The organism is Streptomyces yamdrokensis (genome assembly GCF_053890455.1).
The window spans coordinates 750,733-774,449 of the sequence record NZ_CM132679.1 but is presented as its reverse complement, the minus strand read 5'-3'; the positions used below and the strand labels follow the sequence as shown (position 1 = coordinate 774,449).

19 protein-coding genes are annotated in these 23,717 nt (G+C 73.4%); 9 read left to right on the top strand and 10 right to left on the bottom strand.

The window, feature by feature from the left end; all coding sequences use genetic code 11:
* Positions 1-57 precede the first annotated feature (57 nt).
* Both ACWZEH_RS02840 and ACWZEH_RS02835 read right to left on the bottom strand, forming a co-directional pair.
* Positions 58-729: a phosphatase PAP2 family protein gene (locus ACWZEH_RS02840; protein ID WP_456195377.1), complete on the bottom strand. Its 672-nt coding sequence runs from the start codon at positions 727-729 to the stop codon at positions 58-60.
* Between the two features lie 226 nt (positions 730-955).
* Positions 956-3,262, bottom strand: a complete 2,307-nt coding sequence (locus ACWZEH_RS02835) for a heavy metal translocating P-type ATPase (RefSeq protein WP_456195376.1) — start codon at positions 3,260-3,262, stop codon at positions 956-958.
* Positions 3,263-3,479: 217 nt separating this feature from the next.
* Between ACWZEH_RS02835 and ACWZEH_RS02830 the strand changes: the two genes are divergently transcribed.
* Entirely contained in the window at positions 3,480-4,460 is a 981-nt protein-coding gene (locus ACWZEH_RS02830) for a hypothetical protein (RefSeq protein ID WP_456195375.1), read from the top strand.
* A 55-nt stretch (positions 4,461-4,515) separates the two neighbouring features.
* On the opposite strand, the gene ACWZEH_RS02825 is transcribed toward ACWZEH_RS02830, so the two are convergent.
* A complete protein-coding gene (locus ACWZEH_RS02825) occupies positions 4,516-5,295 on the bottom strand; it encodes a DeoR/GlpR family DNA-binding transcription regulator (RefSeq protein WP_456195374.1) in 780 nt (259 codons plus the stop codon).
* Positions 5,296-5,450: 155 nt separating this feature from the next.
* On the opposite strand from ACWZEH_RS02825, the gene ACWZEH_RS02820 reads away from it, so the two are divergent.
* Positions 5,451-6,332: an SIS domain-containing protein gene (locus ACWZEH_RS02820; RefSeq protein WP_456195373.1), complete on the top strand. Its 882-nt coding sequence runs from the start codon at positions 5,451-5,453 to the stop codon at positions 6,330-6,332.
* A 24-nt stretch (positions 6,333-6,356) separates the two neighbouring features.
* The gene (locus tag ACWZEH_RS02815) at positions 6,357-7,211 is read left to right on the top strand and encodes a class II fructose-bisphosphate aldolase (protein WP_456195372.1); all 855 of its coding nucleotides are present in this window, start codon (positions 6,357-6,359) and stop codon (positions 7,209-7,211) included.
* 36 nt (positions 7,212-7,247) lie between these two features.
* Here ACWZEH_RS02815 and ACWZEH_RS02810 read toward each other — a convergent pair whose 3' ends face one another.
* Positions 7,248-8,387 carry a methyltransferase gene (locus ACWZEH_RS02810; protein ID WP_456195371.1) on the bottom strand — a complete coding sequence of 380 codons (1,140 nt, stop codon included), beginning with the start codon at positions 8,385-8,387 and terminating at the stop codon, positions 7,248-7,250.
* 107 nt (positions 8,388-8,494) lie between these two features.
* Here ACWZEH_RS02810 and ACWZEH_RS02805 point away from each other — a divergent pair, with 107 nt between their 5' ends.
* From ACWZEH_RS02805 to ACWZEH_RS02790, 4 genes are all read left to right on the top strand, one after another.
* Positions 8,495-9,145 (top strand): alpha-ketoglutarate-dependent dioxygenase AlkB family protein, encoded by a 651-nt coding sequence (locus tag ACWZEH_RS02805; protein ID WP_456195370.1) that lies wholly within the window; start codon positions 8,495-8,497, stop codon positions 9,143-9,145.
* 35 nt (positions 9,146-9,180) lie between these two features.
* Positions 9,181-10,419: an ROK family protein gene (locus ACWZEH_RS02800; RefSeq protein ID WP_456195369.1), complete on the top strand. Its 1,239-nt coding sequence runs from the start codon at positions 9,181-9,183 to the stop codon at positions 10,417-10,419.
* Between the two features lie 176 nt (positions 10,420-10,595).
* The gene (locus ACWZEH_RS02795; RefSeq protein ID WP_456195368.1) at positions 10,596-11,483 is read left to right on the top strand and encodes an NAD(P)-dependent oxidoreductase; all 888 of its coding nucleotides are present in this window, start codon (positions 10,596-10,598) and stop codon (positions 11,481-11,483) included.
* 138 nt (positions 11,484-11,621) lie between these two features.
* A complete protein-coding gene (locus ACWZEH_RS02790) occupies positions 11,622-12,044 on the top strand; it encodes a PPOX class F420-dependent oxidoreductase (protein ID WP_456195367.1) in 423 nt (140 codons plus the stop codon).
* A gap of 519 nt (positions 12,045-12,563) precedes the next feature.
* Here the strand turns inward: ACWZEH_RS02790 and ACWZEH_RS02785 are convergent.
* Both ACWZEH_RS02785 and ACWZEH_RS02780 read right to left on the bottom strand, forming a co-directional pair.
* The gene (locus ACWZEH_RS02785) at positions 12,564-13,118 is read right to left on the bottom strand and encodes an ATP-binding protein (RefSeq protein WP_456195366.1); all 555 of its coding nucleotides are present in this window, start codon (positions 13,116-13,118) and stop codon (positions 12,564-12,566) included.
* A 195-nt stretch (positions 13,119-13,313) separates the two neighbouring features.
* Positions 13,314-13,637, bottom strand: coding sequence for a hypothetical protein (locus tag ACWZEH_RS02780; RefSeq protein WP_456195365.1), 324 nt, complete (start codon positions 13,635-13,637; stop codon positions 13,314-13,316).
* Between the two features lie 350 nt (positions 13,638-13,987).
* Between ACWZEH_RS02780 and ACWZEH_RS02775 the strand changes: the two genes are divergently transcribed.
* Positions 13,988-15,139, top strand: coding sequence for a PLP-dependent cysteine synthase family protein (locus ACWZEH_RS02775; RefSeq protein WP_456195364.1), 1,152 nt, complete (start codon positions 13,988-13,990; stop codon positions 15,137-15,139).
* Positions 15,140-15,220: 81 nt separating this feature from the next.
* Here the strand turns inward: ACWZEH_RS02775 and ACWZEH_RS02770 are convergent, their stop codons facing one another.
* Complete coding sequence (locus tag ACWZEH_RS02770; protein ID WP_456195363.1) at positions 15,221-16,060, bottom strand: DeoR/GlpR family DNA-binding transcription regulator; 840 nt, start codon at positions 16,058-16,060, stop codon at positions 15,221-15,223.
* A 422-nt stretch (positions 16,061-16,482) separates the two neighbouring features.
* On the opposite strand from ACWZEH_RS02770, the gene ACWZEH_RS02765 reads away from it, so the two are divergent.
* Positions 16,483-18,729, top strand: coding sequence for a hypothetical protein (locus ACWZEH_RS02765; RefSeq protein ID WP_456199410.1), 2,247 nt, complete (start codon positions 16,483-16,485; stop codon positions 18,727-18,729).
* A gap of 83 nt (positions 18,730-18,812) precedes the next feature.
* Here the strand turns inward: ACWZEH_RS02765 and ACWZEH_RS02760 are convergent, their stop codons facing one another.
* From ACWZEH_RS02760 to ACWZEH_RS02750, 3 genes are all read right to left on the bottom strand, one after another.
* Positions 18,813-21,248, bottom strand: a complete 2,436-nt coding sequence (locus ACWZEH_RS02760; protein ID WP_456195362.1) for a right-handed parallel beta-helix repeat-containing protein — start codon at positions 21,246-21,248, stop codon at positions 18,813-18,815.
* 928 nt (positions 21,249-22,176) lie between these two features.
* Positions 22,177-23,007, bottom strand: a complete 831-nt coding sequence (locus tag ACWZEH_RS02755; RefSeq protein ID WP_456195361.1) for an MOSC domain-containing protein — start codon at positions 23,005-23,007, stop codon at positions 22,177-22,179.
* Between the two features lie 120 nt (positions 23,008-23,127).
* Complete coding sequence (locus ACWZEH_RS02750) at positions 23,128-23,559, bottom strand: DUF6643 family protein (protein WP_456195360.1); 432 nt, start codon at positions 23,557-23,559, stop codon at positions 23,128-23,130.
* Positions 23,560-23,717: the final 158 nt, after the last annotated feature.

Here is a 23,717-nt window from a genome sequence, read left to right as displayed (position 1 = left end):
ACCGGGACGACCGCACGACCTGCCGGATGCGGCGGCGGTCCCCGGGACGGACGCCGGTCACCGTCCGCGCGCCGGCTGAGGCCTCGAGCCCCCGTACGAGTGGGGGAGGCGGGCCGATGCCACGGCGAGGGCGGTGGCCGCGCTGGCGATGCCGAGAACCGCGCCGGCGGCGACATCCCCCGGATAGTGCACGCCCGTGTGGATGCGTGAGTAGCCGACCGCGCCGGCCAGCGCGCCGAGCGGGACGGAGGCGGCGGGCAGGACCGTACCGACGGCGGTGGCGAACGCGACCGCCGAGGCGGTGTGCCCGGACGGGAAGGAGGCCGACGTCGGCATCGGGATGTGCCGGTCCACGGTCACCCGGGCCGCCTCCCGGTCCGGCCGGTCCCTGCGGACGAGACGCTTGCCGAGGATGTTGGCCGATGCCGACGCCACAGCTATCGCCCCGACCCCGACCAGCGCGGCCCGCCGCGACCGCGACCCGCCCAGGGCGAGGGCGCCGGCCAGGGCGAACGAGATCTTCGAGTGGTCGGCGGCGTGCGAGAGGCGGCGCAGCGCCCGGTCGAGGGCGGGCGTGGGAGTGGCGGCCACCGCCGCGTACAGGGCACCGTCGACGGACCGGAGATCACTGAAGACGGCGGCCACCACCCGGCGGAGTCCGTCGGCAGGCGGTACCGGTGTCGTGAGCGGGCGGGTCCCGCCCTGGTCGGTAGTGGTCGGCTCGCTCATTCGTCTCTCCCGCGGTGGTGTCGTGGAGCAGGGTCCGCGCGTCCGGGGCCCGCCGGGCACACCCGCACCGAGGACCGGGAATCACCAGGTGTCCACGGTACGCGTGGTCCGCCCGGTGTGTTCGCGCACCCCCGTCACCCCTCCCGCCGCCCCGCCGGGCAAAGGCGCCGCACCGGCCCGGGCCGAGGAGGCCCGCCCTCCGCCCGCCCGCACCGGGCGCTCCCCGTCAGCCCGCCCGGAAGGTGCGCAGACGGAGGGAGTTGCCCACAACGAAGACCGACGAGAAGGCCATGGCCGCCCCCGCGATCATCGGGTTGAGCAGGCCGGCCGCGGCCAGCGGCAACGCGGCCACGTTGTAGGCGAAGGCCCAGAAGAGATTGGTCCGGATCGTGCCGAGGGTGCGGCGGGCGAGCCGGATCGCGTCCGCGGCGGCCCGCAGGTCGCCCCGTACGAGGGTCAGGTCACCGGCCTCGATCGCCGCGTCCGTGCCGGTCCCCATGGCCAGCCCGAGGTCGGCCTGGGCCAGCGCGGCGGCGTCGTTGACCCCGTCACCGACCATCGCGACCGAACGGCCCTGTCCCTGAAGGCGCTTGACCACATCCACCTTGTCCTGCGGCAGCACCTCCGCGAAGACGTCCTCGGGCGTGATCCCGATCTCATGGGCGACGGAGCGGGCCACCGCCTCGTTGTCACCGGTCAGCAGGACGGGCCGCAGGCCGAGCGCGCGCAGCCGGCGTATCGCCTCGGGGCTGGTCTCCTTCACGGCGTCGGCGATCTCCAGCACCGCACGCGCCTCACCGTCCCAGGCCACCAGGACGGCGGTGCGCCCGGCCGCCTCGGCGGCCTCCCGGGCCCGCGCCAGGTCCGCCGACGGCTCCGCTCCCCACTGGGCCAGCAACCGCTCCCGGCCGACGAGCACCGCGTGACCGTCCACGACCCCCTGGACACCGAGTCCGGGCACGTTGGTGAAGTCCTCCGGAGCCGGCAGGGTGCCCAGCTTCTCCAGTGCCCCGTCGGCGACGGCGCGGGCGACGGGGTGTTCGGAGGAGTGCTCCAGCGCGCCCGCCAGCCGAAGCACTTCGGCCTCGTCGGTGCCCGCGGCCGGGTGCACGGCCAGCAGGGTCATCCGGCCGGTGGTGACCGTGCCGGTCTTGTCGAGGACGACGGTGTCGACGCGGCGGGTGGACTCCAGGACCTCGGGGCCCTTGATGAGGATGCCGAGCTGTGCGCCGCGTCCGGTGCCGACCATGAGCGCGGTCGGGGTGGCGAGGCCGAGGGCGCAGGGGCAGGCGATGATCAGTACCGCGACGGCGGCGGTGAAGGCGGCGGTGAGTCCGGCGCCGTTGCCCAGCCAGAAGCCCAGGGTGCCCAGCGCCAGCGCGATCACCACCGGCACGAAGACCGCGGAGATCCGGTCAGCGAGCCGCTGCGCCGAAGCCTTCCCGTTCTGCGCGTCCTCCACCAGCCTTGCCATCCTGGCCAGTTGGGTGTCGGCGCCGACCCGGGTGGCCTCCACGACGAGACGTCCGCCCGCGTTCAGCGTGGCCCCGGTGACGGTGTCCCCGGCGCCCACCTCCACCGGGACGGACTCGCCGGTGAGCATGGAGGCGTCCACCGCCGAGGTGCCCTCGACGACGGTGCCGTCGGTCGCGATCTTCTCGCCGGGACGTACCAGGAAACGGTCTTTGACCGTCAGCTCCCCCACGGGGAGGGTCTCTTCACGCCCGTCCGGGCGCAGCACGGTGACGTCCTTCGCGCCCAGTTCCAGCAGCGCCCGCAGCGCCGTGCCCGCCTTCCGCTTGGCGCGCGCCTCGAAGTAACGCCCGGCCAGGAGGAACGCGGTGACACCCGCGGCGGCCTCCAGGTAGATGTTCCCGGCGCCGTCCGAACGGGTGATGGTCAGCTCGAAGGGGTGGGTCATGCCCGGTGTGCCCGCGGTGCCGAAGAAGAGTGCCCACAGTGACCACAGGAACGCCGCCGAGGTGCCGACCGAGATCAGCGTGTCCATGGTGGCCGCACCGTGCCGCGCGTTGGTGAACGCGGCCCGGTGGAAGGGCCACCCCGCGTACGTCACGACCGGGGCCGCGAGCGTCAGGGACAGCCACTGCCAGTACTCGAACTGCAGGGCCGGGATCATCGCCATCGCCACCACGGGCACCGACAGCACCACGGCCGTGACCAGACGCTCCCGCAGCGACCGCAGTTCGTCGGGCGCGGCCGGAGCCGGAGTGTCCTGGCCCGCCGCGGGCGGCGCGGGCTCCTGCGCCGTGTACCCGGTGGCCTCGACGGTGGCGATCAGGTCCCGCACGGTGACGCCTTCTCCGTGCGACACCCGGGCCTTCTCGGTGGCGTAGTTGACGGTGGCGGTGACCCCGTCCATCCGGTTGAGCTTCTTCTCGATCCGCGCGGCGCACGAGGCGCAGGTCATCCCGCCGATGGCCAGCTCCACCCGTACCTCGGCCCGGCTCCCGGCCGGTCCTCCGGCGGACGTGGCCCCGGGTTCGTTCCCGGGGCCGGCTGTACGGACGGTCATGAGCGCTCCTGGTGACGAGGGCCGGCCGGACAAACCCGACGGCCGATCGCAGTATACGGGCCGGGGGTATCCTCTCCTGTAGTTCAGGTATACCCCCTACCCGTATATGATTCAAGGGTCGCCCGACCTTGACTCAGTACCCCCCAGGGGTATGGTGAGGTGTGCGGACACCGACCCGGAGCCGGGCCGGACACGCTGTTTTCAAGGAGAGACGGCCATGCAGACCGGACTGAAGACCACCGCATTCGCCGCAGCCCTGGCCGCGACCTTCGGTGCGGCGTACGGCGTCGGCCAAGGGCTTGAGCCGGTCGTCGAGGACGGAGCACCCGTCTCCGCACACGACGAGCAGCACGCCCCCGCCACGCCCGCACCGCACGAGGGCGACGGTCACGGCGGGCACGAGGCCGCCCCCGCAGGAGGCCTGCAGATCTCCGAGAACGGCTACACCCTCGACCTGAGGACCCCGACGGTCGAGGCCGGTCAACGCGCCGACCTGCGGTTCACCGTCCGGGACGACAGCGGGCGGGCGGTCACCGAGTACCAACGCGAGCACGGCAAGGAACTCCATCTCATCGTGGCCTCGCGCGACCTGCTCACCTACCGCCACCTGCACCCCACGCGCGCCGCCGACGGTACCTGGAGTACCCCGGTCGACCTGCCGAGGGCCGGCGGTTACCGGGTCTTCGCCGACTTCACCCCGGGGAGTAAGGGCGCCGAGAACCTCACCCTCGGCGCGGACCTCGCCGCTTCTGGCCCCTACCGGCCGCAGCGCCTGCCCGAACCCCGTGACACGGCCCGGGCCGGCGGCTACGAGGTCCGGCTGGACGGGGCGCTGCGGCCGGGCCGGGGGGCCGGGCTGAACCTGACCGTCTCCCGTGACGGCAAACCGGTCACCGACCTCCAGCCCTACCTCGGCGCCTACGGCCACCTGGTCGCCCTGCGCTCCGGAGACCTCGCCTACCTGCACGTCCACCCGAACGGCGAACCCGGTGACGGCAGCACCGAGCCCGGCCCGGCGGTCTCGTTCACGGCCACGGCGCCCAGCGCCGGCAGCTACCGGCTGTTCCTGGACTTCAAGCACGACGGAGTCGTCCGTACCGCGGCGTTCACGGTCCGGGCGGGCGCTCCCGCACCGGACGCACCGGACTCCGGTACCGGCGACCACGGCGGCCGGGGCGGGGACGGTCACGGTCACTGAGCCGCGCACGCCGCCCACCGGGCAGGGCCACCGCGGCCGGTCGGTGGCGCACGGCTCACGCCACGACGACGCGCAGCCCCGCCTCCTCGAACCGGCGTACCGTCTCCGGAGCCACCGCCGAGTCCGTCACCAGGGTGTCCACCGACCCGGCCGGGCAGATCCGGGCGAACGCCCGCCGGTCCAGCTTGCTGGAGTCGGCGGCCACGACCACCCGCTCGGCCCGCTCGCACAGCAGCCGGTTGATCGCCGCCTCCGCCTCGTCGTGGGCCGCCGCCCCGTGCGCGACGTCGAAGGCGACGACACCGAGCACCGCCACGTCGAGCGTGATCTGCCCCAGCACGCCGTCCGCGAGCGGCCCGACCAGCTCGTACGACTGGGCCCGTGCGACACCGCCCGTCACCACGATCTTGAACTGCGGCCGCACGGCGAGCTCTCCCGCGATGTTGAGCGCGTTCGTCACCACGGTCAGCGCGGGCGACCCGGACGCGAGATCACCGCGCACCGTCAGTGCGCGCGCCACCTCCGTGGTGGTCGTCCCGCCGGTCAGCCCGACCGCCTCGCCCGGCGCGAGCAGATCCGCCACGGCCCGGGCGATGCGCTGCTTCTCGGAGGCGCGGCGCGCCGTCTTGTAGCGCAGCGGCAGCTCGTACGAGACCCCGTGCGCCACCGCCCCGCCCCGGGTGCGCACCAGCATCTGCTGCCCGGCGAGCTGGTCGAAGTCCCGGCGGATCGTCGCGGGCGACACCCGCAGCTCGGCGGCGGTCTCGTCGACGTCCAGCCGGCCCCGCTCCACGAGCAGTTCCAGCAACGCCTGCCAGCGGGTGTCCCGCGACATCCGCCCTCCCGTCGTGCGGTTCCCGTCGTCTTCGGATCTACGGCGACCCTAGCGCACCCCGCTTCTGCTCGAATGCTTGATTCTGCTCGGAAACAAGCTCTATCTTGCAAGAGCGAGCATCAAGTCAATCGCTGAGAACCAGGGGTGGGGCGGTCATGACGTATGCCGAGGACGAGCTGACGAGTCAGCCCGAGTGCTGGACACGTGCCGCGGCGCAGGCGGCCGCGCACACCCGGGCACTCCCCGCCCCGGGGGAGCGGGTCGCGGTCGTCGGCTGCGGCACCTCGTACTTCATGGCGCAGGCGGTGGCGGCCCTGCGCGAGGGCTCGGGCCAGGGCGAGACGGACGCCTTCGCCGCCTCGGAGTTCCCCTACGGACGGGTCTACGACCATGTCGTCGCCCTCACCCGTTCCGGCACCACCACCGAAGTCCTCGGGCTGCTCGACCGGTTGAAGGGTGACATCCGCACCACCGCGCTCACCGCCGACCCGGACACTCCCGTGATGACGTCGGCGGACGAGGCCGTCGTGCTCGACTACGCGGACGAACGCTCTGTCGTGCAGACCCGGTTCGCCACCACGGCTCTCACCCTGCTCCGCGCCCATCTCCGCCTGCACGGCGACACGGTTGTCGAGGACGCGCGCACCGCCCTCGCACAACCACTGCCCGAAGGGCTCGCGGAGTGCACCCAGTTCACCTTCCTGGGGCGCGGCTGGACCGTGGGTCTCGCGAGCGAGGCCGCGCTGAAGATGCGGGAGGCCGCACTGTCGTGGACCGAGGCCTACCCGGCGATGGAGTACCGGCACGGCCCCATCAGCGTCACCACCCGCTCCACCGCGACCTGGATGCTGGGCGACGCACCGGAGGGCCTCGCCCAACAGGTCTGGGACACCGGCGGGTTGTGGATCCAGGGCACGCTCGACCCGCTGGCCGAACTCGTCCGCGTCCAGCGCCTCGCCGTCGCCGTGGCGGCGGCCCGCGGTCTCGACCCCGACCGGCCCCGCCACCTCACCCGCTCCGTCGTCCTCGACTCCTGACACCGACCGCCAAAAGGACAGGCCGTGCCCCTCACCACCACCGGCGAACTCGTCGGCCGCGCCGTCACGGCCGGATCGGCCGTCGCCTCGTTCAACGTCATCACGCTGGAACACGTCGAAGCCGTGATCGCCGGCGCCGAGTCGGCCAACGCACCCGTCGTCCTCCAAGTCAGTGAGAACGCGGCGAAGTTCCACTGCGGCCACCTGCTGCCGCTCGCCCGTGCCACTGTCGCCGCCGCCGAACGTGCCGCCGTGCCCGTCGCGTTGCACCTCGACCACGTCCAGAGCGATGCCCTGTTGCGCCAGGCCCCGGACGCAGGCTTCGGCTCCGTCATGTACGACGCGGCCCGGCTGCCGTACGCCGAGAACCTCGCGGCGACCCGGGCGGCCGTCGACTGGGCACACGCCCGGGGTCTGTGGATCGAGGCCGAACTGGGGGAGATCGGCGGCAAGGGCGGCAGGCCCCCGCTGGACGCCCACGCACCCGGCGCCCGCACCGACCCCGACCAGGCCCGCGCCTTCGTCGCCGGCTCGGGCGTGGACGCGCTCGCCGTCGCCGTCGGCACCACGCACGCGATGACCACCCGCACCGCCGCCCTCGACCACGCCCTCCTCGGACGCCTGTCCGCCGCCCTGGACGTCCCCCTCGTCCTGCACGGCTCCTCCGGCCTCCCGGACGCCGAACTCACCGCCGCCGTCGGATCGGGCATCGCCAAGGTGAACATCGGCACGGCGCTGAACATCGCCATGACCGGCGCCATCCGCGACTTCCTCGCCGCCCGCCCCGAAGCGGTCGACCCCCGCGGCTACCTGACCGCGGGCCGCGAAGCGATGACCCGCGCGGTGGGGGTTGTCCTCGAAACGCTCACCGCCCACTGAACCGTCCCGGGCCGACGGCCCAGGACGGAGGGCGGCTTACCGCTTCACGGCCTTCAGCACGACGAACTTCCGGTCGCTCGCCACCACTTCGCTGTTCCCGAACAACCGTCGCAGCTTCACGTGGTACCCCAGATGCCGGTTGCCGACCACCCACAGCTCACCACCCGCCCGCAGGGCGCGCCGGGCGCCGGTGAACATGCGCCAGGCGGTGGCGTCGCTTGTCGCCTGGTGGGAGTGGAACGGCGGATTGTTGAGCACCAGGTCGACACTGGAGTCCGGCACGCCCGTCAGACCGTCGCCGACCCGGAACTCGGAATGCCCTGGTACGCCGTTGGCCCGGCAGGTCGCCTCCGCGGACGCCACCGCCTGGAACGACTCGTCCACGAACAGCACTTCGGCCCGCGGGTCGGCCAGCGCCACCGCCGTACCGACGACGCCGTTGCCGCACCCGAGGTCCACCACCCGAAGCCCCGGCCGATCCGACGGCTGTGGCAGATGCCGGAGGAGGAACCGGGTACCGATGTCGAGCCGGTCCGCGCAGAAGACCCCCGCGTGGTTGACGACGGTCCGGCCGGACATCGAGCCGATACCGTCGGGCAGCCGGTAACTGTACGGCCAGGTACCGGCGGGACGGACCAGCGCCGGGTCCGGGGTGCAGAAGATCAGCCGCGCCTTCTTCTCGGCGAGGGAGGTCCGGGTGGGGCCGATGATCCGTTCGAAGAGGTTCAGCGTCGAGGTGTGGATCTCCTTCACCATGCCGGCCCCGACGACGACCGTGCCCTCGTGCACCGCGGGCGCCAGCCGCAGCAACTGGTCCTCCAGCAGCGCCAGGCTCTTGGGCACCCGCACCAGCAGCACGTCGATCCGGCCCGGCGGCGGGTCCTGCGTGGTGAGAAGCGGCACCGTACCGGGCCCGACCCCGGCGCGTGCCAGGTTCGCGCGGGTCGCCTCCTGCCCCAGCCAGGAGTCGGTGATCTGCGTCGGCCGGTGGGCGGCGAGCGCGGTGACGAGCGCCCCCCACCGGTCCCCGACGACCACGACAGTGCCGTCCAGCGACACCTCTTCCCGGTCGAGATGCCCGAGCAGGTACTCGTCGGAGGCGTCCCAGGCGCGCAGCCTGCCGCGGGGATCCTCGGGGAAGCGGGCCAGGACCGGCGCACCCCACGCAGTCGTCATACGGTCGTTCATCGTGTGGACCAGGCTAGCCGAGCCGCAGCTCAAAGAGTGTCGGGCGGGAGACGAGCCGTGGGGCGGGAGGGGAACCGTCGGGCACGATGGGAACCATGGACGGCGAACTGTTCCCCCGGACCCGGGCCGAGATCGCGCCCGGAGCGGTGCACGTGCCGCACTGGCTGGACGCCCGGACACAGCGCACCCTGCTCGACGCGTGCCGTGCGTGGGCCCGCCCGCCCGCCGGGCTGCGCACGGTCCGCACCCCCGGCGGCGGCACGATGACCGCCCGGCAGGTGTGCCTGGGCCGGCACTGGTACCCGTACGGCTACGCGAGCACCGTCGTCGACGGCGACGGCGCCCCGGTCAAGCCGTTCCCCGCCCGCCTCGGCGAACTCGGACGCCGCGCGGCGAGGGACGCGCTGGGAACCGGGGCGGCGTCGGGGGCCGCGTACGACATCGCGCTCATCAACTTCTACGACGGTGACGCGCGCATGGGCATGCACCGCGACAGCGACGAAAAGAGCGACGCGCCCGTGGTGTCGCTGAGCCTCGGCGACACCTGCGTCTTCCGCTTCGGCAACCCCGGCACCCGGACCCGCCCCTACACGGACGTCGAGCTGCGCAGCGGTGACCTGTTCGTCTTCGGCGGGCAGTCGCGGCTCGCCTACCACGGGGTCCCACGCGTGCACGCGGGCACGGCACCAACGGAGTTGGGGCTCACCGGGAGGCTGAACATCACACTCCGGGTCAGCGGCTGGTAACCGGACGCGGTCGCGATCATGGGAGACTCGCCCTCATGAGCGGGAAGGCGGACCCCCGGCCGGCGGGGGAAGGAACCACCTCGAGGACGCGGCTGGACCGGGGACGCGGTGCGCTCGGCCCCGCGTTGGAGCTCGTGCACACCGGACGCGCGCCGACCCGCGCGGTGCTCACCGCGGAGCTGGGCGTGACACGGGCGACGGCAGGCGCGGTCGCCGCCGAACTGGAGGCGCTCGGCCTGATCCGGGTCGACGCCAGGCCCGGCGCGGCGGCCGGCTCCCAGGGCCGCCCCTCGCACCGGCTCTCGGTCGCCGAGAACGGCCCGGTGACGCTGGCCGCGCAGGTGCACGCCGACGGCTTCCGGGCCGCCCTGGTCGGCCTCGGCGGCCGGATCGTGGCCACCGCCCCCGGCTGCGAGGTCATCGACGCCGACCCGGCGAAGGTGCTCGGGTCCGTCGTCGCGGCCGGCGTCGGCCTGCTCCGGGAGACCGGGCGCCGGTGCGTCGGAGCAGGGCTCGCCGTGCCGTCCGCGATGGCCGAACCCGAAGGGCTGGCCCTCAACCCGATGCACCTGGCCTGGTCCGAGGGCGCCCCGGTGCGGGAGATCTTCGCCGAGCAGGTGCGCGCCGCCGGCCTCGAAGGCCCCGCCTTCGCGGGGAACGACGTCAACCTCGCCGCTCTCGCCGAGCACCGGCACGGCGCCGGGCGCGGCGCGCGCGACCTGCTGTGCGTGGCCACCGGTCACCGGGGCGTCGGCGGCGCGCTGGTACTCGACGGCCGCCTGCACACCGGCAGTTCCGGCCTCGCCCTCGAGGTCGGCCATGTCGCCGTCAACCCCGGCGGCCGTCCCTGCCACTGCGGCAGCCGGGGCTGCCTGGACGTCGAGGCGGACCCGCTGGCCTTCCTCACCGCGGCCGGCCGCGAACCCGGCCCCGAGATGTCCCTCCTGAAACAGGCCGACACACTGATCCGCGAGCACTACGACGACCCGGCCGTCCGCTCCGCCGTCGCCACCCTCGTCGACCGTCTGGGGCTGGGACTGGCCGGCCTGGTGAACATCCTCAACCCGGACAGGATCATCCTCGGTGGCCTGCACGGCACCCTTCTGGACGCAGCCCCGGACCGGTTGCGTGCCGTCGTCGCCGACCGCAGCCTGTGGGGCCGCAGCGGTGGCGTCCCGATCCTGGCCTGCGCCCTGGACCACAACAGCCTGGTCGGTGCCGCCGAACTGGCCTGGCAGCCTGTCCTGGACGACCCTCTGGGGACCCTGGCGTAACCGGCCGGCGCAAGGGCAGGTGGTACGGCGGACGCCCGGCCGACAGGCGCACCCTCCGCAGGTCGTCGCACAATGATCCACGAGGCACGAACGGGCCGTGCGAACGGGCCGCGGACACGGGTCCGCGGGCGGCCCCGTGTCGTACGGACCGGACCGACCGACAGAAGGCCGAGGTCATGACCGACAAGCTCACCGTGAGCGTCCTGGGGACCGGCATCATGGGGGCGGCGATGGCGCGCAGCCTCGCCCGTGCCGGCCACACCGTCCGCGCCTGGAACCGGACCCGTGCCAAGGCCGATCCGCTCGCGGCCGACGGCGTGCACATCGCCGGCACCCCGGCCGAGGCGGTCGAGCCCGCCGACGTCGTCCTGACCATGCTGTACGACGGTCCCGCCACCCTGGAGACCATGCGGCAGGCCGCACCCGCGCTGCGGCACGGCACCGTCTGGGTGCAGTCCACCACCGCCGGCCCCGAAGGCGTCGCCGGGTTGGCCGGCTTCGCGCGCGAGCACGGCCTGCTCTTCTACGACGCCCCGGTGCTGGGCACCCGTCAGCCAGCCGAGGCCGGACAGCTGACCGTGCTCGCCGCCGGACCCGCCGAGGGCCGGGACACGGTGACGCCGGTGTTCGAGGCCGTCGGTGCCCGCACCGTGTGGACCGGGGAGGACGGTGCGGCCGGCAGCGCCACCCGGCTCAAGCTGGTGGCCAACAGCTGGGTCCTCGCGGTCACCTCGGCCGTGGGGGAGACCCTCGCCCTGGCCGAGGCACTGGACGTCGAGCCCGGCGGCTTCTTCGACCTCATCGACGGTGGGCCGCTCGACATGGGCTACCTGCGCGCCAAGGCGGGGCTGATCCTCGACGGACCGCTGTCCCCGGCCCAGTTCGCCGTGAACACCGCCGCCAAGGACGCCCGGCTGATCGTCCGGGCCGGCGAACAGAACGGCGTACGCCTGGACGTGGCCGCCGCCGGAGCCGAGCGCATGGAACGCGCCGCCGCCCAGGGCCACGGCGACGAGGACATGGCCGCCGCCTACTACGCCAGTTTCGACCGGCCGCCGGCCTGAGCGCCCCACCGGGACCGGCCCGCGCTCCCGGCCCGCAGACCCTCCCCCCCCCGAGCACCCGTACACCACATCGGGGAACCCGCCCGCAGCACCTTTGAAGCACCTCCGACCGAAGACCAGACCATCGAGGAGTCCGTGATGTCCAAGCCCCCGCTGCCGCCCCAGGCCGACGTCCTGCTGGGCCGTCCCAATCCCTGTGTCATGGCCACGCTCCGCTCCGACGGAACACCCGTCTCCACCCCGACCTGGTATGTCTGGGAGAACGGCCGTGTGCTGATCAGCCTCGACGAAGGCCGGGTCCGCCTGAAGCACCTGCGCCGCGACCCGCGGGTCACACTCACCGTGCTGGCCGAGGACGACTGGTACACCCACGTCACCCTCATCGGCCGCGTCGTCGAACTGAAGGACGACGAGGGCCTGGCCGACATCGACCGCCTCTCACGGCACTACACCGGCAATCCGTACCCGGACCGGGTGCGGCCGCGGGTCAGCGCCTGGATCGAGGTCGAACGCTGGCACGGCTGGGGCGCGATGAAGGACAGCGACCAGCCGTCCACCTGAGTGCCGGGTGCCCGGAGCGGAACGGGCCCACCTCCCGGGCCCGTCACCGGCCCCGGGGGAAAGCCGCTTCCGCCCCGGCGCCGGCCATGGCCCCGGGCCGGAAGCAGTCGCCGCTGTCCCGCGTACTTCCACGGGGATACGCACAGTGCCGCCGGCCGTACGACGACAACAAGTCGGCGCGCGCATCCGAGGAGTCGGACGATCACACAGACCTCGGCGTGCTCGGCGACGGCGGGCCGACGGTGACGGACGACTCACCCCTCGCGGCGCCCGGTCGTCCCTTCGCCCCCGGCGAGATCGACGAGGACGAGTGCGGGCGTCGGCCGTCCGCCCCGGACGAGGAGTGCGGCCGGCACGGCAAGGGCGGGGCGGCATGCTCCCAGGGCCGGACCGCCACGTGGTGGTCCGGGCGGGTCTCATGGCCCGAGCCCCGGCAGGGCTGCGCCCGGCCCGCACGGACGTACTGCGGGCGGTCGCCGCCGAGTGGGGCCTCCCGTACGGGAGGAGGGCACCGCCCGGTCAGCCGGCAACGGCGGACCGGGCGGGAGCAGGTTCGGGCCGGTGGCCCTCGACGGCGTGCTCGGCGTGCTCGACGAAAGTGACGTCCGCGAACCGGTGCGCGGCGCGCTCGGGGGTGGTGATCCTCGGATACCGGTCCCAGTCCACGACGGGAGCCCCGGACGGCGCCGGCAGCGTGAACCACACGACCTTGCCGGACTCGCCGTCCGGCAGCGCGCCCCAGCTCTCGCTCATCGCAGCCACCATCGCGAGCCCGCGCCCACAGGTGGCGAGCGGAGCGGCGTCCCCGATGACCGGCAACCGCGGGTCGTGGTCGTGCACCGAGACCTTGAGCCGGTCGAGCAGCACCTCCAGCTCGACCGTGCAGGTCTTGTCGGGCTGGGCGTGCCGGTGGACGTTGGACAACAGCTCCGTCACACCGAGTGAGGCCCGGTCTATCAAGGCGTCCATATGCCAGTAACGCAATTGTGCAGATACGATTCTGCGGACCTGGCCGATCCTTGACGGCAGAGCCTGGAGCTCCACCGTGCAGTGTCTGCTTGGGTGAGTGATCACAGCTGCGACTCCCCGGTGTCAGGTCCGGACGGACGTCCGGAAGAACACGGAGTACGGATCCAGCAGGGTGCCTGCGTGACGTGGCCGCCTGCTGTCGTGGCCGGCGGGCTGGTTCGCAGCGTTATCGCCGGTAAACCCAGAGTGACGTGAGAACAGCGTGACGCAGGGGTTGGGGCGGCGCAACTCGCGGGCATCTCAGGCGCCGTGCCCCGATGCCCGGCGTACGGCTTCGACGAAGCGGCGCGCCGCGGGCGGCCCCGGCTCGCCCGGCGCCGGGTCGTGGTCACCCAGGGTCAACAGGTACCGGTGGCCGTTGAGATCGGCCAGGGCGCGGCCTGCCGGGGCGAACCAGGGCCGGGAGGCGCGCACGGCCTGCACCGGCGCGCTGTCGATCTCGCTTCCGTAGCTGGTGAGCAGCTCGAGCCTGCCGTCGCTGATCCGGACCTGCCCGGCCCGGGTGAGCGACCGCAGCCGTCTGCCGATCCGCACGCCCCTGGCCGTGAACTCCGGCTCGGCCATGCCCTGCCCCCTCGTGCGCGTCGGTGTACCGGACCGTGCTCCGCGGGCCGGCTCATGTCCTGATCCAGTGTGCCCCCGTCCGGAACCTTGCTCCGCGGGCAGTCTGCCCGGCCCCGCCGTCGAGCACCAGTACGCGCGGGTCCCTTCCCGGGGGTGTCCGAAGCACTCGCGTGAATGCGCCCCCCGTCCCCTCGTCGGATGCGGGGAAAGGGCGTCCGGGCGGGGCCCCAGGGCTTCCTTTGAGCCGCCCAAAGGGGTGTTTATGCAGGTGAGGGGCGGTTCACAGGGTCCTATGATCGGTGTGTCGGCCGCGCTGGACGCCGTCGGCGTCCAGCGTGAGGAGCCTTGTCGTGAGCACTTTCCAACAGTCCCAGCAGCCCCAGCAGTCCCAGCGGTCCCCGGTCGGCATCACTCTCGACGCCGACCACAGCGACCCCGGCTACCGCGACTGGCTGAAAGAAGCCGTGCGCAGGGTCCAGGCCGACGCCAACCGGTCGGCCGACACCCACCTGCTGCGCTTTCCGCTGCCCGAGCGGTGGGGCGTGCACCTCTACCTCAAGGACGAGTCGACGCACCCGACCGGCAGCCTCAAGCACCGGCTCGCCCGCTCGCTCTTCCTCTACGGACTGTGCAATGGCTGGATCCGTCCGGGCCGTCCGGTGATCGAGGCGTCCAGCGGTTCGACGGCCGTGTCCGAGGCGTACTTCGCGAAGCTGATCGGGGTGCCCTTCATCGCGGTCATGCCGCGCACGACGAGCGCCGAGAAGTGCCGCCTGATCGAGTTCCACGGCGGACGGTGCCACTTCGTGGACGACCCGCGCAGCATGTACGAGGCGTCGGCCGCCCTCGCGGCGGAGACCGGCGGCCACTACATGGACCAGTTCACCTACGCCGAACGCGCCACGGACTGGCGGGGAAACAACAACATCGCCGAATCCACCTTCCGCCAGCTGAGGCTGGAGCCTCATCCGGAGCCCGCCTGGATCGTCGCCACGGCCGGCACCGGCGGCACCTCGGCTACCCTTGCCCGCTACGTCCACTACATGCAGTACGACACCCGCATCTGCGTCGCGGACCCCGAGGACTCCTGCTTCTTCGAGGGCTGGACCACCGGCGATCCGGACGTCACCTGCGACCGCGGCTCCCGCATCGAGGGCATCGGCCGGCCCCGGATGGAACCGAGCTTCGTGCCCGGCGCGATCGACCGGATGATGAAGGTCCCCGACGCGGCCGCCGTCGCCGCCGTACGGGCTCTCGAACAGGTGATCGGCCGCAAGGCGGGCGGATCCACCGGCACCGGGCTGTGGAGCGCGTTGAAGATCGTCGCGGAGATGGTGGCGGAGGGGCGGCAGGGGAGCGTGGTGACGCTGCTGTGCGACCCGGGGGACCGCTACCTCGACAAGTACTACTCGGACGCCTGGCTGACAGGTCAGGGCCTGGACGTCGCTCCGTACACGGCGACGATCGAGACGCTGCTGCGCACGGGAGCCTGGCCGGACTGACGGCGGGAGTCCGGCCGGACCGGCGGCGGCCGCCCCTCTTTGCCCACGGTCGCGTGATCCCGGCCGAGTGCCGGAGGCCGGTCAGGCCTCCGAGGGTTCCGCCGGCTCCTCGGGCTCGCCCGCCACGACCAGCCGCGGCAGGTGCTCGGAGATCTCGCCGCGGGCCTCGGCAGGCAGTCCGGAGTCCGTCACCAGCGTGTCCACCTGGTCCAGGGAGGCGAACGAACTCAAGCCCACCGTTCCCCACTTGGTGTGGTCGGCGACCACGACCACCCGCCGCGCCGACTGCACCAGACGCCGGTTCGTCTCGGCCTCGGCGAGATTCGGCGTCGACAGCCCGGCCTCGACCGATATCCCGTGCACACCGAGGAACAGCAGATCGAAGTGGAGCATCGAGATGGCCTGGTCGGCCACCGGCCCCACCAGCGAGTCGGACGGCGTGCGCACGCCACCGGTCAGAACGACCGTGGCCGCGCCCTGCCGGGGGCCCGAAGTGCGCTGCGCCGCGTGGAAGACGTCCGCCACCCGTACCGAGTTGGTGACCACGGTGAGGTCGGGCACGTCCAGCAGCTGATTCGCCAGCGCGTACGTCGTCGTGCCGCCCGAGAGGGCGATCGCCGCGCCCGGGGAGACCAGTTCGGCCGCCGCCCGTGCGATGTCGTCCTTCGCACTCAGCTCCAGACCGGACTTGGCCTCGAAGCCGGGCTCATGGGTGCTGGCCTCGACCAGCGGGACCGCGCCGCCGTGCACCTTCTCCAGCACGCCCTGGCGGGCGAGGGCGTCGAGGTCGCGGCGGACCGTCATGTCCGACACGCCCAGCTTGCGGGTCAGTTCGTTGACCCGGACTCCGCCGCGGCGCCGGACCTCGTCGAGGATCAGGGTGCGCCGCTGCTCCGCGAGGAGGTTCTGATTCTCGCTCACGTACGCTCCGGTCCTTTCGCCGCCAAGCCGTCCGACACGCCCCGCGCACCCGGCCCGACTGGCACGTTCCGCCCGTCGCCGGTGCGTCGGCGTCCCATCCTCGCATGCCGGGGCAAGCGCGGTGCACCCGGTGATTTATCGCGTACATGCCATTATTGTCCCGTGGGCCGCCCGTTCGTCACCCGGCTCGGAGGAATTCCGTGAGGAGGGGTGTCACCCGCTCCGGACAGGGGGATCCTGTTGCCCGCACGGACGGATCCGACGGCGTGTCACGGGGGAAGTGCGAAGCAGTGGAACCTGAGCGGGAAGGCGGATCCGCCGAGCGGGGCGAGATCGTGGACGGCCCCGCCGAGCGGCCGAAGGACGCGGGAACCGCCCTGGAACTCCTGGTCCACGGGGTGGGCGGCGCCACCCCGAAGGACATGCTGAACGATCCGCGCACCGTGCGGATCACCGGCGACGACGTCGCCGCCGTGTTCCGGCGCGCCGACGACGTCCGGGCGGAGCACAAACCCGCCGGCCACCGGGACGGGCCGGTCCCCGAGGCCTACGTCTGGTGCAACCTCACCTCCGGGAACGGCACCCGCGCCCTGTGGCTGTTACTGCTGCCCTTCATGGTGGTCAACCTCGCCCACTGGATGCGCCCGACGGGCCGGGACCGCAGACGCCTCGCCCGGCTGTACGGACTGCTGGTGCGGCTCGCCGGACTGAGCCTGACGGTGCTGCTCGTCGCGGCGGCATGCGAGGTAGCCCTCGACCTGGCGGCCTGGCAGTGCGCGGGCACACAGGCGTGCGCGGACCGGCACTCCTGGCTCGGCTTCCTCTCGCCCGAGGCCTCGGACGGCGGCTGGTGGAGCGAGCCGGGACGCCGGCTCGCCCTCGCCGCCCTGGTGCCCGCCGCCCTGACCGGGCTGCTGTGGTACCTGTCCCTGCGCACCTGGAGCGCGTACGAGTCCCAGCAGCCGATGCCCCACGAGAGCGCGCCCGAGGACGACGGCCCCGTCGCCCTGAACCGGCCCGGTTTCTGGTACGGCCGTCGCCTGGTCGCCCGACTGCGAGCCGCGCACACCGCCGCCGGACTGCTCACCGTCGCACTCGCACTCGCCCCCGCGGCCGCCCGGCACGACCGCGCACCGGGCGGATCCGAGGCACTGGCCGTCCTCGGCCCGCTCCTGCGAGCGTCCCTGCTCGCCGCCGCGGCCGTCGTGGTGTGGGTGGTCTGCCGCCGCGGCCGCACCGACCGCCGTCTGGACGACACCCTCGACGCACGCCTGCTGCGTCTGCTGCCCCTCACCGCGCTGCTCCTGCTCGCCGTCACCCTCCTGTACGCCGGATGGCGCCGCCCCGGCTGGGAATCGGCCGGCCGGCTGCCCGGCGACATGACCTTCGGCGCGATCACCCTCGCCCAGGGCCTGCTCGTGATCGTCCTCGCCGGTGTCGCCCACGCCCTGCACCGCAGCGCCCCCGACCGGCGCGCCGCCATGCGGGGCCTGGCCGGACCGGCCGTCGCGATGCTGGCCTGTGCGCTGGGCGGCGTGATGTCCGGCGGCGTGGCCCAACGCGTCGCCGATTGGCTGGACGGCACCGGGGCGTCGATCCCGGGGCCGCCAGTGGTCCTGACCTGGCAGGCGTCCGTGATCCCGCCGCTGCTCGTCCTGATCCTCGGGCTCTGCTGCTGGCTGGCCCGGCGTGCCTGGCACATCGCCCGCGAGGAGTGTGCCGTCGTGGCACGCGAGTTCCCGGGCGAGACCGGCGACCCCGCCCGCACCCGGCGGATCGCCAACGCCCGGGCCATGGCCTCCCTCACCGACCGGGGCCCCCGCATCGTCGCCGTCACCTCCGCCGCGACCCTGCTGCTGGGCGCGGGCGCCCTCGTCGGCGCCCTGACCACCGGCCGTACGCCCGGCGAGGCAGCCCAGGGCACCCACGCCGCCGTCCACGGTGCGGCCGAGACGGCGCAGGCGCTGGGCTCCTGGCTGATCGGACTCGGCTTCATACTGTTCGTCACCTGGGGCCGGCGCGCCTACAAGGACTCCTCCGCACGGCGCACGATCGGCATCCTGTGGGACGTCGGCACCTTCTGGCCGCGCGCCGCCCACCCCTTCGCCCCGCCCTGCTACGCCGAACGCGCGGTGCCCGACCTGACCTGGCGGATCGAGACCTGGACGCGGGCCACCGGCGGACGCCTGGTGCTCTCCGGCCACTCCCAGGGCAGCGTCCTCGCCGCCGCCGCGGCCTGGCAGCTCACCCCGCCCACCCGGGGACGCATCGCCCTGCTCACCTACGGATCCCCGCTGGAGCGGCTGTACGGCCGCTGGTTCCCCGCCCACTTCGGAGCGGACGCGCTCGGCACCCTGCACCAGGAGGTCGACTGCTGGCGCAACCTCCACCGCCGCACCGATCCCATCGGCGGCCCGGTGCGGCTGCCCGGCGACCGTGGCCCCGAGGTGGACCGCCCTCCGCTCAAGGACCCGCTGGCGTACGGCCGCACCGAGAGTCATCCGCTGCCCGCACCGATTCTCGGCCACTCCGACTACCAGGCGGACCCGGCCTTCGCGGAGGAACGCCGACGGCTGCTCGCCCGGCTGCGGCCGGACGTCCCGGCACCGCGGCACACGCAGGAACCCGGCGACGGCGCCCGCACCGGCTCACGGGCTCCCGCCGGGTGAGGGGCCAGGGGGCCGTGACGCGTCCGCGCGTCGGCCAGGGCCTGGTGCGAAGGCCCTGAACGCAGGGTGCGACAGGCCCTGGGTCAGGGCAGCTCGGGCAGGTCGTCGGCGTAGAGCAGGGTCAGGTCGTCCGTGCTCGGCTCCGGCAGCTGGGCGACCCGGCCGGCGTGCCGCTCCACCATCGCCTCGAACGTCTGCCGCGCGGTACGGCCGTTACCGAAGGCGGGGCCCTTGGGGAGCTCCGTGAAGTACTCCAGCAGGCCCTCCGAGGCACCCGGTGCCAGCCGGTACTCGTGCTCCTCGGCCTGCTGCTCCACGATCCGCAGCAGCTCTTCGGCCCCGTAGTCACCGAAGGTGATGGTCCGTGAGAAACGGGACGCCACACCCGGGTTGACGGACAGGAACCGCTCCATCTCGGCGGTGTACCCCGCGACGATCACCACGACCGCGTCCCGGTGGTCCTCCATCAGCTTCACGAGCGTGTCGATGGCCTCCTTGCCGAAGTCACGCCCGGAGTCCTCGGGGGAGAGCGCGTACGCCTCGTCGATGAACAGCACGCCGCCGCGCGCCCTCTCGAACGCCTCCTGGGTACGGATCGCCGTGGACCCGATGTGCTCACCGACCAGATCGACGCGCGAGACCTCGACCAGATGCCCCTTCTCCAGCACGTCGAGGGAGGCGAGGATCTCGCCGTAGAGCCTCGCGACCGTGGTCTTGCCGGTGCCCGGGGAACCTGTGAAGACCAGGTGACGCTTGACGGACGCGGCCTTCAGCCCCGCCTGCTGCCGGCGCCGGCCCACCTCGATCATGTCGGTGAGGGCCCGCACCTCCCGCTTGACGCTCTCCAGGCCCACCAGCGCGTCGAGTTCGCCGAGCACGCTCTTCGACGGGCGCGGCTCCTTGTCCTTCGGCCCGGTCGCCGACCCGGGCGGCGTCCGCTCGGCCGGCTGCCCGGGCAGGGCTCCGAGCAGGCCGGGGGAGTGACCTGTGGTCTGCACGACCGGCTCCGGCGCCGCCGGCGACGTGAGGCTGCCGCTCTCGTCGGTGGTGCAGTCCTCCATCAGCGGGCCCCCCGCGCCGGGGGCCGCGCCGCTCTCGGCGAACTCGTACCCGCCGCGCGCGCAGCGTTCCGTGCGGCACTTGCGCAGCGTCGTCCGGCTGCCGTCTATCACGTGGAAGCCGTAGCCGCCGCTGCCCGTGACCCGGCAGTCGAGGAAGCTTCCCCGGCCGCCGGCCGAGACGTAGACACCGGCCTCCGCCGGGGAGTCGATGGTGCAGCGCTCGACGGTCGGGTCCGCGCCCTTGGTGACGATCACGCCGGTCTGCATCCCGTCCAGGGTGCAGTTGCTGAGAGTGCCACCGCTGCCGTGGTCCCGGAACCAGGCTCCCGTGGCGGCCTCCCGGATCCGGCAGTCGTCGAGCTGGGCGGTGGCGCCGTCGCTGACCGACACGGCGGTGTTGCGCACCTGCGTCAGGTCGCTGTCGACCACGTCCGCGCGCGAACCGCGGTCGAGGACGAACAGGGCGTCCGGCACGTCGTGCACCCGGCACGAGTCCAGGACGACGGTGGCGCCGTCGCTCACCCACACCGCCGGATAGTCGCCGGTGCTGTCGAAGATCTCGCACTGGTTGGCGTCCACGCGGGTGCCCGGGTCCCACACCGACAGGCCGTTGCGGCCGAACTGCCGCACGGTGGTGCGGGTCATGGTGAGCACGGAGCGGGACCGCAGGTCGACCGCGTTCTCCGGGATGTCGTGAATGCGGCAGTCGGCCAGCGTCAGCACCGCGTCGGTGTCGAGTGTGACCCCGTCGCCGGTGGTGCGGTGCACATCGCAGTCGGTGAGGTGCGCGGTCGCCCGGCCGGTGATCTGGACACCGCTGCCCCGCACCTCGTAGACCTCGCAGCCCACCGCCTCGAGCGCCGAGTCGTCCCCGGTCGCGGTCAGGCCCGAGCCCGCGGCATGGTGCACGCGGCAGCGTTCCAGGCGGGGGCGGGCGCCCCCGCGCACCGCGATGCCCGCCTGCCCCGCGGCGACCACCTCGCACTCCTCGAACACTCCGCCCCCGCCGTCGAGCACGGCTATGCCGATTCCCGCCGGATTGTCGACCGTGCAGCGGCGGACCGTCGGCCGGGCGCTGCCGCGCACCTCGATGCCGGCCGCGGACCGGGTGACCACCCGTATGTCCCGCAGCTCCGGGGTGCCGTCCTCGACCAGCAGGGCGGGCGCCGCCGCGTCCTGCCCCTCCACATGGAGGTCCTGGACCACCGCCGAAGCGCGCACGGTCAGCGGAACCCCGTCCAGGGGCGCGATACGCACCGATCCGGACGAGCCCTCGGGACCACGAAGGGTCACCGCCCGTTCCACGACGAGGTTCTCCCGGTAGGTGCCGGGAGCGACGGTGAGGACGTCGCCTTCGGCCGCGGCCTCCAGGGCGGCGGCGAGCGACGCGTACTCACCTGTGCGGCGCCGCCACCGCGATGTGCCGGTGTGCGTCACCTGGACCGTGCCCTGTGCCATGGCGTAGCTGTGCCCCCACCTTGTTGTACGCGGGTTTGTCGTCGATTCCTTCGGCCGGACCACCGTAGCGTGCGCACGGCCGCCGGATTGACCAGAGGCGGAAGGCCGTCGGCTTCAGGCGCCGGCCCTGCCCGGGCCGGGGCCCGCTTTGTCCCATGCGTGGTCCGGGACCGGGTGCCGGCGCCGGAGCATGGGCCGGAGGACCGGCCGTCTCGCGCCATCGGCCAGGGCCGCCGTGATCGGGGTCGCGCCGAAGCCGGTGGGCGCGGCGTGCGTCGTCGCGATCGCGGTGGCCGGCGGGCAGGCCGTTGCGCGGCCCCGGCGTCGGTCCGCAGGGGGAAGCGCGCGCCCGGCCGCGGGCCGTTCGGGCGCGCCAGGACCGGGCCGTGGTGCCCGGTGCCGTCCGGGGTGCTCCAGCGGGCCATGACCCGGGTGCGCAGGGCCTGGCCGGAGGTGTTGTCCTCCGGGGCGATGTCCGCACGGGCGGGCGCGAGAACCCGTGGCACTGTGGCCCGCACCCGGTGGTGTGCCGTGTGCTGTTCGCGCACGGAACGCTGAAGAGCGTCCTCGGCGGCATCCCCGGCGGGGAACCGGGGAGCGGAGCGGCGACGAGAGCGGGCGGCGGCGCCACGAGCGCCGGCCGGCCCTCGAACAGGTCCCAGGCCCTCGGGCGGCACGACGGACGGTTCCGTCGGCGCCGGAGCCCGCCGGTCACCCGCACCGGCGCACCCCCTTTGCCCGTCCGCGACCATCCCGGGGCAACCCCCGGCGGGGATTGCCCGGTGCTCCGCCGAAGAGAGTGGGGGCGTCACCCCGACGTCGCCCCGGGCTCTCCCGGTGACTTTCCGGAAAGGCCGACGGGCGGACCCGGGGAGCGGTCCCCGCACACGCGCAGGGCCTGCACGGCATCACGGCGTCCGGCCGTCCGTCAGGCGAGGACCGTGACCGGATCGCCGACCCGGACCGTACCGGGTGCGAGCGGCACCAGGTTCTGCCCGAACACCAGCTTGTCCCCGAACCGGCGGTGCCTTCCGAGCGAACGCAGGGGTTCCCGGCCGCGCTCGGCGGTGCGCTGGTCGGTGGTCGTCACCACACACCGCCCGCTGGGCTTGGCGACACGGAAGGCGACCTCGCCGACCGTGATGCGCGACCAGGTGTCCTCGGCCCAGGCGGTGGTGCCCCCGACGACCAGGTTCGGCCGGAAGCGGTTCATGGGCAGGGGCCCTTCGCCGGCGTGATCACCCCCGGCGACCAGGGCGTTGAGGGCGTCGAGGGACGCGGTCGTGGTGAGCAGCAGGGGATAGCCGTCGGCGAGGCTGACCGTTTCGCCCGGCAGCGCGAACCTCGCGTCCACCGGCCGGCGCGTGGCGGGGTCGTCCAGGTGCACCAGACGTACCTCGGCGCCGAGGAAGGCGCTGCACCAGGCGTGCACGGCGTCGTCCTCGGCCGGCACCACGTCGATCTTGTCGCGGAAGATCTCCACCCGCTCGGTGGGGCCTGCCGGCGGGGGCACGGCCACTGTCACCGGGTCCCTGCCGGGCGCGGACAGCCGCAGACCGCCGCCGGGCAGCGGCTCGGCAGCGGCCAGCGCGAGGCGCGGATGCCTGCGTTGTGTGACGACCCTTCCCCCGTCGTCGATCAGCATCCAGCGCCGGTCTCCGGCCGGCCCCCAGGGCTCCACGACGACCTCCCGGAGAGGCAGGCTCCGGAAGGCCTTGACCGGATGGATGTGAATCGAGCGCAGCACCGTGTTCCCCATGGAGTCATCGTGCCAGCCGGCGACGACTTCGAGGGCTGCGGCCCGCGGGACGGCTCAGGGCCCGGGGCTCACCGTCCGGAACGGCTCGGTGTCCGGTACCCGGCGAGCACCGGACACCGTTCAGTACCCGCGGTACTGCTGGTTGTTGTACGGGTCCTGGTACGGCGCCGGCGCCGGCCGCGGGGCCGCGGGGCGCATCGCCTCGTAGCCCGCACCGGGAGCGACGGGACGCGGCTGCTGCGGCTGGGGGCCGGGGTATCCGCGCGGCGCGGTGGCCTGCTGCGGGATGTACGGAGAGTGCGCCTGCTGGAGCGGCGCCGGCTGCTGTGCCTGCGGGTACCCGTAGGCGGGCTGGGAAGGAGCCGCCGGGAGCGCGGGCAACGCCGAAGGAAGCGCGGGCAGATGACTGCCCGGCGCGTCATAGGCGGAGGGGACCCGGATCGGAGCGATCTGGGGGGTGCCCCGCTCGGCCACGAGCGAGTCGTAGATCGGGGTGTCCGGGAAGGAGGCGGAGTAGTAGCCGCCGCCATAAGTGGAGCGGGGGGAGGTCATGGCCATAAGTTAAGCCCACGATGTGCTGGTTGGGGAGACCGATAAGAGGGTTGTTTTCCGTGCCCGACGTACCCTGGGATAGCTAATTCGGGCGAACTTGGATGAAACGGCTGTATGTTCGGATGACTGTCTGGTAAAGGCCGAGTTCCGACGGGGTT